At 42.9% G+C, this 12,764-nt stretch carries 10 protein-coding genes; 3 read left to right on the plus strand and 7 right to left on the minus strand.

The annotated features are described in order from the left end of the window. The 7 genes from OCV36_RS14220 to OCV36_RS14250 form a co-directional block, all read right to left on the minus strand. Nucleotides 1-840, minus strand: coding sequence for an ExeA family protein (locus OCV36_RS14220; protein ID WP_017073016.1), 840 nt, complete (start codon nt 838-840; stop codon nt 1-3). 53 nt (nt 841-893) lie between these two features. Further along, complete coding sequence (gene mshL / locus OCV36_RS14225; protein WP_135456117.1) at nt 894-2,531, minus strand: pilus (MSHA type) biogenesis protein MshL; 1,638 nt, start codon at nt 2,529-2,531, stop codon at nt 894-896. 15 nt (nt 2,532-2,546) lie between these two features. Next, entirely contained in the window at nt 2,547-2,879 is a 333-nt protein-coding gene (locus OCV36_RS14230) for an MSHA biogenesis protein MshK (RefSeq protein ID WP_135456115.1), read from the minus strand. Next, nucleotides 2,872-3,519 (minus strand): type 4a pilus biogenesis protein PilO, encoded by a 648-nt coding sequence (pilO, locus tag OCV36_RS14235; RefSeq protein WP_017073013.1) that lies wholly within the window; start codon nt 3,517-3,519, stop codon nt 2,872-2,874. The genes OCV36_RS14230 and pilO overlap by 8 nt, the downstream gene beginning before the upstream one ends. Further along, nucleotides 3,519-4,961 (minus strand): MSHA biogenesis protein MshI, encoded by a 1,443-nt coding sequence (locus OCV36_RS14240; RefSeq protein WP_102450757.1) that lies wholly within the window; start codon nt 4,959-4,961, stop codon nt 3,519-3,521. Before OCV36_RS14240 ends, pilO begins: the two co-directional genes overlap by 1 nt. A 2-nt stretch (nt 4,962-4,963) precedes the next feature. Beyond that, complete coding sequence (gene csrD / locus OCV36_RS14245; protein WP_135456113.1) at nt 4,964-6,979, minus strand: RNase E specificity factor CsrD; 2,016 nt, start codon at nt 6,977-6,979, stop codon at nt 4,964-4,966. A 161-nt stretch (nt 6,980-7,140) separates the two neighbouring features. Further along, entirely contained in the window at nt 7,141-7,716 is a 576-nt protein-coding gene (locus OCV36_RS14250; RefSeq protein ID WP_135456111.1) for a single-stranded DNA-binding protein, read from the minus strand. Nucleotides 7,717-7,994: 278 nt separating this feature from the next. Between OCV36_RS14250 and OCV36_RS14255 the strand changes: the two genes are divergently transcribed. The 3 genes from OCV36_RS14255 (at nt 7,995) to uvrA (ending at nt 12,685) form a co-directional block, all read left to right on the plus strand. Then, a complete protein-coding gene (locus OCV36_RS14255; RefSeq protein ID WP_017073009.1) occupies nt 7,995-8,642 on the plus strand; it encodes a LuxR C-terminal-related transcriptional regulator in 648 nt (215 codons plus the stop codon). 156 nt (nt 8,643-8,798) lie between these two features. Then, nucleotides 8,799-9,671, plus strand: a complete 873-nt coding sequence (galU, locus tag OCV36_RS14260) for a UTP--glucose-1-phosphate uridylyltransferase GalU (RefSeq protein WP_102573407.1) — start codon at nt 8,799-8,801, stop codon at nt 9,669-9,671. A 182-nt stretch (nt 9,672-9,853) separates the two neighbouring features. After that, nucleotides 9,854-12,685, plus strand: coding sequence for an excinuclease ABC subunit UvrA (gene uvrA, locus OCV36_RS14265; RefSeq protein WP_102573406.1), 2,832 nt, complete (start codon nt 9,854-9,856; stop codon nt 12,683-12,685). The last annotated feature ends 79 nt before the right edge of the window (nt 12,686-12,764 follow it).

Below are 12,764 nucleotides of genomic sequence, written 5' to 3' on the forward strand. Positions count from 1 at the left end.
TTAATTCCAACCCCACAGTATTGGCGTTTTAAATTTAGGCTTACACACATCGTATGTTTCATGCATGGCTGAAAATAGGTGCTGGTTGTCGATACTTTTCTTATCTTCACTGAACGAGAGCAAAAGAGCCTTATGGCATAGTTGATTTATCAATCTTGGAATACCTAACGATGAGCGACAAATCGCTTTTTTTTGATTCAAGCTGAACAACTCAGGATTACCACCAGATTTAGCGATCCGATTATCAATATACGCCACCGTTTCATCGAGAGTGAGTGGCCTCAGTGTTGAACTAAAAGTAATTCTTTGGCGAAACTGCCTAAGATGATAAGCCTCTAGCCTGACATCCAGTTCAGGTTGTCCGAGTAACACTATCTGAAGTAATTTTTTATCTTCAGTTTCAAGATTACCGAACAACCTTAATGTTTCTAACGCTTCATCCGATAGAGCTTGAGCCTCATCAAGAATCGCTACCACTCTTAAACCTGAATTGTGCAATTCAATGAGCTTATGCTGAATGTTATCAACCAAGGTTGCTTCATTCTCAATAGTCAAACCTAACTCTTTAGCGACGGCTTGACGCAGGTCTGCACCAGACAACACAGGGTTTGGCAGGTAGATTAACGCCGTACAATCCTTTAAGTGATTAACCAGCATCCGACAAACCATGGTTTTCCCCGTACCGACTTCGCCAGTAACTTTGATTACGCCCTCTCCCATCTCTAACGCCGAGATCACCGTTTGAATCGCTTCGAAATGAGGCGCTAAACCATAAAAGAAATCGGTATTCGGCGTTAAGGTAAATGGCAGCTGTTCAAAACCAAAGTGAGCTTGATACATAAGATGACCTAGCTTAGTTAGATGCTGCCAATCTACATTGAGAAAGTGAGCGATTACTCTTCATCAGGGAACCACTGCTGCAATAGATCTCGAGAACGCTCTAACTCAGTTTGCCATGTGTTCACGCCGACGATTGTCGGTTTAAGCAAGATCACAAGCTCAGTTTTTTGAGTCAATTGATTGGTGTTGCGGAACAGGTGACCTAACCCTGGGATATCACCAAGGAATGGAACTTTAGAAGTGATATCACTGGTATTTGATTTCATTAATCCACCAATCACAACCACGTCGCCATCTTTTGCACGAATCACTGAGTCAGATTCACGAATAGAGCTTTTCGCCAAAGGAAGTTGCACCAAGCCTGTTGTTGAACCTAGGTTGAGCTCCTTCACTTCTTCCTCTACCTCAATAACGGCAGGATGAACATGTAAGAATACACTGCCTTTATCATCTATCTGAGGGGTCACATCCAAAGAGATACCAGAGAAGAATGGAGTTAGCTCGACTTCAGGAGCCACATTTGCGTTATCACCACTGCCGACCGAACTTGATAGATCTGTTACGTAATACTCATCAGTACCCACTTTGATAACGGCTTTCTGGTTATTTGCAGCCGTTACTCGCGGGCTCGATAGAACATTAAGGTCACCTTGAGTATCCATAAAGCTCAAAACCGCTTCAAAGCTGCCATCTGAAATCGTTACGTTGGTTTGTCCGCCTAACAAAGAGCTGATTGCATCTAATGGAGGTAATGTTCCACCTGGTCGGTCAATAACAACCCCACCGCTGCCAATAGATTTAGATAAATTAGACCAACTAATCCCCTGCTGATAGCCATCACTTAAGGTGACTTCCATGATTTTTGCTTCCAAAATAACTTGGCGCTGCAAACGTTTCTGAGAAATGCCTAAGAACTCTCGCACCTCACGGATTTCATCAGGGTAAGCTCGCACCGTAATCACACTGGCTTGCGGAGTTACCACAACACTTTGTCCTTCACCAGAACCAATGAGGTGAGCAACAGCCGCTTCAAGTTGTGGCCAAAAATCGCTTTCAGAGGTCGTTTCAATCTCAGTACCACCGTTCGAGGTCGAATTCGATGAATTAGAGGAGTTAGATGAATTCGACGAGCTAGAGTTAGAACTTGAAGAACTTGATGAGTTCGAGTCTGAGTTAGAGATCGTGCCTGTGGTAATCGTCGTTAATGAACGACCAGAACGCTTAACTTGTAAGTAATCGACAGGAATCGTTACCGTTCGAAGGCCGGCAGGATAGACCTGAATCACTTTGCCGCGCTTTTCAATATCGTAGCCATACATATCTTGAGCAACCGCAAGTACTTCGTCTAACGTCACATCGGTTAGATTTAAAGTAAGTTTTCCGGCAACGTTGGGGTGGATAGCTGCGCTATATTCGGTGCCTTTAACTAGGCTAGCAAAGAAGGTTCTTGCTTCAACACCATTAGCTTGAATACGAAAACGCTTAACCGTTTCCATATTCGGAGACATCGAGTCAGAGTCAAGTTGTGGCATGAGGTCGTCTTGAACCGACGTAGGAAGCTCATGAAGCGCTCTACTATTCGCTTCATTAATTGATTCGTTCAAAGATTCTTTTATCTCAACAGGATCTCTATGTCCCATCGAACAGCCGACTAAAGATGACACTAGAATTGCTACTACAAGTTTACGCATGTCTTCACTCTAACCTTAATTATTCTTAACATCTAAAGAGAACATCTCTAATTTCCACTGCTTAGAGCTTCTCTGCAGAGTGACGTATTCTGGATCTATATTCTTAACTCGGTACCCTCTGATCGTTTCTCCTTGGCCGAGAATCTGACCATTCATAATGGCATAGCAAGGTGTATCGCCTTTGCACACAATGCTTTCTAGAGAAGGTAAGCGGTATCGAGTTGGCGCCTTTTTAGCTGACGTTGTTTTTTGTTGTGGCGTCAACCAGCCTAATGGCGCCGTTGGGTCTTGCTCAGCCCAAACCACTGAGCTACTAAAAAGTAAGGCAAACAATAGAGTTCTAACCACCGATAAACTCCTGTCTAGTACCTAATGTGTAAACTTCGAACACCAATCGAGCTTTTGGATACTCTTCAACTGAGTATTTAAATGTTCGCCAGTAATAACTAACAGGAAGTGATTCAAGCGCTTGAAGATAAGCGGAAATATCAAAGTAGCTGCCCGTCAATTCCATTCTCACCGGGTGAAGAAAGTAACCTGAATATTCACTGGTCTCTTGATTGTTCGAAATAGCTTCTGGTTTTAACGACTCTAGCGATTCGAGCTTAAGTCCATTTCCGGCATTGAGAACGCTCTCCAATAGCTGAGACATTTGAGAAGGCGAGATCAATCCATCCACAATCTCTGATAACTGAAGTGAAAGGTCTTGGCTTTCTATTAGTAGTTTTTTGTACTCAAGATTAATTTCTTTGTCTGGGTCTTTATTGAGCTTAGCTTGCAGAACAAGCAACTCTCCCTGATGTCTTTGATTTGATTGAGTCAGGCTCATCGCCTTAGCATTTTTTGCCTGTAAATTAAGATAAGCAGGCTCAACCAACAAGGTGAACAACAACATGGATAGCCCAACAAAACCGCATACGAAAAGTAGCCATTTCTCTCTCTGACTTAAGGCAAGAAACTTATCGTTAAGCTGGTTCCACTGTTGCATTATTTACTCTCCCTGCGAGTACTTAACTCAAATGTCACCACATCTTGGTCATTGCGACCAATTTTTAATTTTTCAAAGGCACGCCCGACTAAATTAAGCTCACTTTTAAACTGACCGATCCAATTAGGAACGACATTTGCGTTACGAGCAAAACCACTAAGATCTAGAATATCGTGAGTCATGTAAATGTGCGAAAGCGAGATATCATTTCGACCTAATTTAGCTAAGGAATTCATGACGCCAGAATACCCGACTTGTTGTGATTCGTCGTATTGTCCAACCGCCTTTAAAGCTTCTTTTTTTGCTTGTGTCTCACGTTTGAGACGCGCAACTGCAGCCACTTTCTCTGGAGACGGTTTATGCTGAGTTAACTTACTATTCAATTGGTTAACTTGCTTGTTAAGCTGGTTCGAGTCATGTTGCAAAGCTGTGAGTTCTTTATCCAAGTTCGACGTTTGATATTGCATTACAAAGTAGCCACCAAGTAGCAATATACAAACAAGCCCCCAACTCGCGGCCACATTTGTGAGGGTGAAATATTCTTTTTTAGGCTTCAGGTGTTCAGGATAAAGATTGACGTTAAAAACAGTTTTTTCAGCCGCAAGCTTAACCAACAAACTTTCTGAATTTTCGCGCTCTCCCTCAACTAATAGAGAAACCGTTGAACTCAATGTGTTGTTTAACGCGTTTTGTAATTCAGCCTCGTCTTCTTCATCACAGCAGATTTTTAACTGATGAAGTTGAGTGCCTTTAATTTGTGAAGAAAGGTAATCAATCGAGCGTTGGAGCTCTAAGGCAAGACCATCTAACTGCAGAGCACTTGATGCAACTCCCGTTAAGGGAGGGACAACACTGCGGATCGTTCTTTGGAAGCAAACCGTATTTTCAACAAATGCGCCAAGCTTAAAGTGCGAGTTAATACTCCGCTGCAACAAGATAAAATTAGAAAGTTCACCTGCGCTATAGCCCCAAATTTCGTCTTCAGGGGCGACACCACTTAACTCAACCTGCGTTGAGTTAGCAATATTCACAAGCTTATCTAACAGCTTTTTCGGTAAAACATACACTTGTAGCTTATTAGACGTAGGCAGTGCTACAGCACTCGCCGTAATCTCGGTCACTCTTTCAGAAACAAGGTCTTTCAGTAAAAAAGGCAGGGCCACCGACCATTCGCTCTCGGGAATATCCGGTTTATCAATTTGGAAAGTTTGGTAGTAGTTAGCACAAACAATTAATTGCAGGCTATTGCTAGTAAACGCCTCACTATTAAGCGATTTCTTCAGCGCGCTTTCCCAGTCCCCGTTAACGACAGGAATACTGGTTACTTGCAGTTCAGGTTCTGTTGATGACATATAAACGGCATCGTTGCCTAACATGACAACTTGAGAGCTGCCTTGATTATTCGTTGGCTTTATCTTGTCTAAAATCGCTTTAAAATTCATTTTTAACTACTACTCTTACGCCATCGATTTCTTCGTCCAACTTTTACAGCAGATTCAGTTTTCACTGTATTTTCACCTTGGTTAGGCAAAGGGATGATCTGTTGTTCTTCGTCGAAATATCTCCCTTGATAGCCGTTAATACCTAACTCTATCAAGGTATTCTTTTCTTGCTTTGTCTCGACTCCCACCGCAATAACTTGAGTTGGGGAGTCACCACATGCCCCAATTAAACTACGGACAAACAGTTGGTTCTCATGCCTTTGATCTATTTTCTTTATTAGGCTTCGATGAAGCTTAATAAAGTTAACCTTTAAATCTTTTATATAGTGAGTACTAACAATGGTTCGCCCTGCTTGGCCAACAATGACTTTACACCCTAACCCCTTCAACATCTTTGCCACCGGTCTCATATAATCGAGATGAGCAATAAGATGTCCTTCTGGAAACTCAAAAGCTAATTGGGAGCGATGCTGAGCGGAGAGCTGTAACAACTCACTTCTAAACCACTTAAAATGCTGTTTATTAGCAAACGGCGTAACGTTCAAGTTCACCGAATAGTTGGTAAGGGTTGTTGATTCTTTTAGCGACTTCAGCAACACCTTCAGAACCGATTGATCCATTTGAGCTTGATAACCAACTTGCTCTACTGCGGGCATAAATCGAGACGATTTCAATAAACCTTTATCAGGATCCTGAATTCTAGTGAATATTTCTCTATGTAATTCATTAGCTTGACCAGATTCCGGCATAAGATAACACCGCTGAGCAAAGATTACTAAATTTTCAGGGAGCAGAGCTTTATCAAGTAGTGTTCTCCAACGAACACTGCCTCTATCCAACTCATTTGTATTCTGCTTAGGGTAACGGCTCCAGTTATTAATGCGCTCCAACTGGGCGCTTTTTAATGCCGTTTCAGTTTCATCCATAATCTGACTATGGCGTTCGCCTTCGGTATACATTGTCACACCAATATGACACCAATTGTCAGGTTCCAAAGGCTCCGGTGGCGTTAGTTTATCTAACTGTCTTAAACATTGAGCCGCCAACGTTGCAATATCCTTTGATCCTTGGTGAGGAATAAACACCGCAAAGTCTGCTTCGTAATAGCGAGAGAAAATAACATCAGGATAGCGCTGAACAATATTCGACAATACTTCTCCGACTTCAATAATAAAGCCGTCAGTGATTTGTTTATCATTGGCATCACGAACTGGTTCCCATTCGTCAATGCGAATCAACAATACGCCACCTCTAGCACCACTTTCATGCAGGGCCGATTCAAGCTTGTTATCAAATAAGACTCGATTGGCTGTGCCAGTAAGCTTATCTAAGAAGGTATGGGTGCGGATAAAGGTATCAAAGCGGCTTCGCTCCTGACGAGCATCTTGTAACTCCTCAATCAGTACATCAAGGGCTTCACTCGCAGTATATGGCCACTCTCGCTCATCTCCTTTTGCATGAGCTTCAACTTGCCCAGCGAGAAGCATTCTTCCTCGCTCCTCCAACATTTCGGATCCCATTAGCTGCTCTTTCAGCCATCGGACACCACGTACCAGACAGAAAATAATCAAAGCAACCGCTAAAGTAATCGACCACATCGCTTCCATTGAGTAGTTATAACCAATGTAAGGAGGAAGAGCTTTAAACTCGATTCGATAGCCTTCATTTCGCTCTAAAACAAAACTTCTTTCATAGAGGCGATTAGGGTCAATTTGCGGGGAAGTATCTTTGAAGCGATAAACGATGCCCGTCTTGTTCGAGAGTTTCATCTCAACAATATTGCTCGCCTGCAACATCTTAGGCATCCAACGCTGCATCGAATACGCAGCGTCTGGATCTTCCATCTCTTTATCTACAACGTCGACAATACCAACCAAATAATGGTCTAAATATTCCTGCCCAATACGCTTAAAAGACAGTGTGCCACCGATAAAAAGAATGAACATCGCACTGATAACAATCACGGTGACAAACGCCACTAAGCGAGTGCTCAATTTTAGTGTGGGGGTATATCTCATGAATAACGAAATCCTTTTCAACTCACATTATACCGTATTGCTACTTATACTATAAATTGACGTTGTAAATAAAGCGTTAAGAATTCTAGGTAACAAAAAGCCGCGATGAACGCGGCTTTTTCCAATTTAATACTGTCTTTATAATATATTAAAAACAGGGCTTAAAATGGGATGTCATCATCAAAATCCATTGGCGGCTCATTATATTGAGGTTGAGCCTGCTGAGGAGCTTGTTGAGGTGCTTTCGGCTGCTGTTGAGCAGGAGCACTGTATTGCTGTTGCTGTTGTTGTGGTTGTTGCTGCTGCTGCTGTGGTTGTTGTGGCTGACCCCAACTACCTTGCTGTTGGTTACCCATACCACCTTGAGCAGGAGCACCACCTTGAGCACGGCCACCAAGCATTTGCATTACACCATTGAAGCCTTGAACAACCACTTCAGTTGTGTAGCGATCTTGACCGCTTTGATCTTGCCATTTACGTGTCTGAAGTTGACCTTCAATGTAAACTTGAGAACCTTTACGTAGGTATTCACCAGCAACTTCCGCCAGCTTGCCAAACAGAGCAACACGGTGCCATTCTGTTTTTTCACGCTGTTCGCCAGTTGCTTTGTCACGCCATGACTCTGACGTTGCAATGGTAATGTTCGCTACTGCGCCGCCATTGGGCATGTAACGAATTTCAGGGTCATTACCTAGGTTACCCACTAATATAACTTTGTTAACTCCACGGCTAGCCATGATTTGCTCCGTCTAAATTCATAGTCTCAGAAAATTTTAGCGCACAAGAATAGCATGCTTTTCTACAGTGATAAATCGCATTCCTATTCTCGCTCTAATACAAAGAATAAAAACGTAACAAATCATGATATTCAGAGCGATGTTGCTTTTTTCTCCACTTACAAACCACTCATTTACTTTGGGAATTGATATTCAACGCAAGTCACCATTAAGGCGCTAGAGAAGCCGAAGCATGCATGACAACGTGAAATCTAACCCAAATTGAACAAGGAGTTTCAATGAGAAAATCTCGATACGCTCGCACTTTACACTTTCTGTGCATCGACCCAAGCGACACCTATCTGCATGTAAAAGAGATAGAAAAGCACTTATTTATTCCACTCTACAAGATGACAGCGGACGACTTGATGCTTTTCGATAGAAAACAGAGCAACCGTATCTTGCTCATCGATTACAAAGAGGTACCAAAGTTAGTCATGGTGTTCCCTAATTTACCCGTCATGTGGAAAAATCATGAGATCATATTGTTCAACGTCCCCCAGCAACTTACTACATCAGAGCTACTTACCTATGGTGTCTTAAAAGGGTTGTTTTATGATTCTGAACAAAAAGTTAAAATAGCAAAAGGGCTTAAAGAGGTCATTAATGGTGACAACTGGTTACCCAGAAAGGTAACGAACCAACTTCTTTTTTATTACCGCAATATGGTCAACACCAACACGACACCCACCAATGTCGATTTAACCATTAGGGAGATCCAGGTGATTCGTTGCCTTCAATCTGGCTCATCAAACACTCAAATAGCCGATGATTTGTTTATTAGCGAATTCACCGTCAAATCTCACCTTTATCAGATATTCCGTAAGTTAGCGGTTAAAAATAGAGTCCAAGCCATCGCCTGGGCTAATCAGAACTTACTTGCATAATTGATCAGCCTCTTAAACTGATGATAATTTTGAGGGAAACTCTAGTAAACCATACGTATTGTTGCTGAATTTTCGACATAACTTATGCTAGAGTTGCCCTCAGAAATATCAGCCATTCAGGTTGAATAATAATTATTATAGATAAAGGGTCTTATCATGATCAAAAAGTGCCTTTTCCCGGCAGCTGGCTACGGTACACGCTTCTTACCTGCGACTAAGTCAATGCCTAAAGAAATGATGCCTGTTGTAAACAAGCCTTTAATTGAATACGGCGTTGAAGAAGCTATCGAAGCCGGTATGGACGGCATGTGCATTGTTACCGGTCGTGGTAAGCATTCTCTGATGGATCACTTCGATAAAAACTACGAACTCGAACATCAGATCAGCGGTACAAATAAAGAAGACCTGCTGATCAATATCCGTGAGACGATTGAAGCAGCAAACTTCACTTACATTCGTCAACGTGAAATGAAAGGCCTTGGCCACGCTATCTTAACGGGTCGCGAACTTGTGGGTGATGAACCATTCGCAGTTGTGCTTGCCGATGACCTTTGTGTAAATGAGCAGCAGGGCGTTCTGGCTCAAATGGTTGCGCTGTACAAACAATTCCGTTGTTCAATTGTTGCAGTACAAGAAGTGCCAGAAAACGAAACACACAAATACGGTGTTATCTCTGGTGAAATGATTAAAGATGATCTTTTCCGTGTTGACGACATGGTTGAGAAGCCAGAGCCAGGCACTGCACCAAGTAATCTCGCGATCATTGGCCGTTACATTCTGACTCCAGACATCTTTGAACTTATCGAGCAGACAGAGCCAGGTAAAGGCGGCGAGATCCAGATTACTGATGCATTGTTAAAACAAGCAAAATCAGGCTGTGTATTAGCCTACAAATTTAAAGGCCAACGTTTTGACTGCGGTAGTGTAGAAGGCTATATCGAGGCAACAAACTACTGCTTTGAAAACCTATACAAAAAAGACCAGCAACAAATCGAGCTAGGTAAGCACTCAACAACAAAAGAAGCTTAATCACTGGTTTTGGCTTATTAACTAATAACAATTAACGGTTAGTTAGCTGCGTAATAAATTATTCAAAGGGTGACTCAAAAGAGTCACCCTTTTTTGTTTACTGTTTTTTTATCCAGTAAAACTTTGCACAAATCTCACTCTATGTAATACTTTATCCACTTAAAATTACATGGTCTGTTGAGATGGATAAAATAGAAATCAGAGGCGCTCGTACGCATAACCTCAAAGACATTAACCTAACCATACCTCGTGACAAACTCACTGTTATCACGGGATTATCCGGGTCAGGAAAATCGTCACTTGCGTTTGATACTCTCTACGCAGAAGGGCAGCGTCGCTATGTCGAGTCTTTGTCTGCTTATGCTCGCCAATTTCTATCTCTTATGGAAAAGCCTGATGTCGACCACATCGAAGGTTTATCTCCCGCTATCTCAATAGAACAGAAATCGACCTCTCACAACCCTCGTTCAACCGTGGGGACCATTACGGAAGTCTATGATTACTTAAGGTTGCTCTATGCGCGAGTAGGTGAACCACGCTGTCCAGATCACAATACCCCTCTGGCTGCGCAAACCATCAGCCAAATGGTCGATAAAGTGTTGGAACTCCCTGAAGGTTCAAAGATGATGCTAATGGCGCCTATCGTCAAAGAGCGTAAAGGTGAGCATGTCAAAACACTTGAAAATTTAGCCGCTCAAGGTTTTATCCGCGCTCGAATTGACGGAGAAACTTGTGACCTATCCGATCCACCAACACTTGAGTTACATAAGAAGCACACCATCGAGGTGGTCGTTGATCGATTTAAGGTTCGCCCTGATCTTCAACAACGCCTGGCTGAATCGTTTGAAACCACATTAGAACTCTCTGGCGGCATTGCTGTTGTCGGTTGGATGGACGACACCGAACAAGAAGAGATCGTATTTTCTGCAAACTTCGCTTGTCCCAAATGTGGCTACAGCATGCAGGAACTTGAGCCTCGTCTGTTTTCATTCAACAACCCAGCAGGTGCATGTGGTACTTGTGATGGACTTGGTGTTCAACAATATTTCGACCCAAGTCGAGTGATTTTGGATGAGAACCTAAGCATTGCAGAAGGTGCTATAAAAGGCTGGGATCAAAAGAATTACTACTATTTTCAGATGCTGACGTCGCTATCGGATCATTATGGTTTTGATCTTTATGCACCATTTAATTCTTTGCCAAAGAAAACTCAAGAGATCATTCTGAAAGGATCTGGCCGCACAGAGGTCGAATTCAAATATATCAATGATCGTGGTGATATCCGAGTCAAGCGTCACCCATTTGAAGGTATTCTCAACACGTTAGAACGTCGTTACCATGACACTGAATCGAGCGCTGTACGTGAAGATTTAGCTAAATACATTTCGACGAAATCTTGCTCTAGCTGTAACGGCACGCGTTTGAGATTAGAAGCGAGAAACGTCTTTATTGGTGACACGACACTCCCTGAAATTGTTGAACTCAGCATTGCCGACGCACTGCAATTTTTCCAAGAATTAAAATTGGACGGTCAGCGTGGACAAATCGCAGACAAGGTGATGAAAGAGATCAATGACCGCCTGCACTTCTTAGTGAACGTTGGTTTGAATTACCTTAATCTATCACGCAGTGCAGAAACGTTATCTGGCGGTGAAGCACAACGTATCCGCTTAGCAAGCCAAATAGGAGCTGGCTTAGTTGGCGTTATGTACGTACTCGATGAGCCGTCGATTGGCCTCCACCAGCGTGATAATGAACGTCTATTGAAAACTCTGGTTCACTTAAGAGATTTAGGTAATACCGTTCTTGTCGTTGAACATGATGAAGATGCAATCCGTTGTGCTGACCATGTTATCGATATTGGTCCAGGAGCGGGAGTTCACGGTGGCCATGTGGTCGCAGAAGGGACAATGCAAGATATTCTCGATAACCCAGAATCATTGACTGGGCAGTACCTGAGCGGCGCCAAAGAAATTTCCATACCCAAAGAAAGAACACCTATCGACAAAAAAAAGGTCGTAGAGATCATTGGAGCAACGGGTAACAACCTAAAAAATATCACCGCAACCATTCCTGTCGGCTTATTTAGTTGCATTACCGGCGTATCAGGTTCAGGTAAATCAACACTGATCAACGATACCTTCTTTAAAGTCGCCCATACCCAACTCAATGGTGCAACCACAGCGGTAGCCGCGCCACATAAGAAGATTAAAGGGTTAGAACATTTTGATAAGGTAATCGACATCGATCAGAGCCCTATCGGTCGAACGCCAAGATCAAACCCTGCCACTTATACTGGGATCTTCACTCCAATCCGTGAGTTATTTGCGGGTACACAAGAGTCGCGATCTCGTGGCTATAAACCGGGACGATTCAGTTTCAACGTTCGTGGCGGACGCTGTGAAGCGTGTCAGGGTGATGGCGTAATCAAGGTAGAAATGCACTTCTTACCAGATGTGTATGTACCGTGTGATGTGTGTAAAGGTAAACGCTATAACCGTGAAACCTTAGAAGTTCGCTACAAAGGAAAAACCATTGATGAAGTGCTAGAAATGACTGTAGAAGATGCTCGCGAGTACTTCAATCCAGTTCCGGTCATTGCGCGTAAACTGCAAACTTTAATGGATGTGGGCCTTTCTTATATTCGACTAGGGCAAGCGGCGACAACCTTATCTGGCGGAGAAGCACAACGAGTCAAACTTGCGCGTGAACTTTCTAAACGAGATACAGGAAAAACCCTATACATTCTTGATGAGCCAACAACTGGGCTACACTTCCATGATATTCAGCAGCTATTAACGGTATTACACAGGTTACGTGATCACGGAAATACCGTTGTCGTGATTGAACATAACCTAGATGTTGTCAAAACTGCAGACTGGGTCCTAGATTTAGGACCTGAAGGTGGTCAAGGTGGTGGTGAAATTGTTGCAGAAGGTACACCTGAAGATGTGGCACTCGTCGAAGGCTCACACACCGCTCGCTTCCTTAAGCCTATGTTAAATTTGAAGTAGGTGTAAAATAGCGCCCTGCGAGCAGACAGAAAAATGTTAAAGTAACGGAGCTTGTTTCAAAAGGAACAAGCTCCGTTTT

The sequence above is a fragment of the Vibrio echinoideorum genome (assembly GCF_024347455.1).
Taxonomy (GTDB): Bacteria; Pseudomonadota; Gammaproteobacteria; order Enterobacterales; family Vibrionaceae; genus Vibrio; species Vibrio echinoideorum.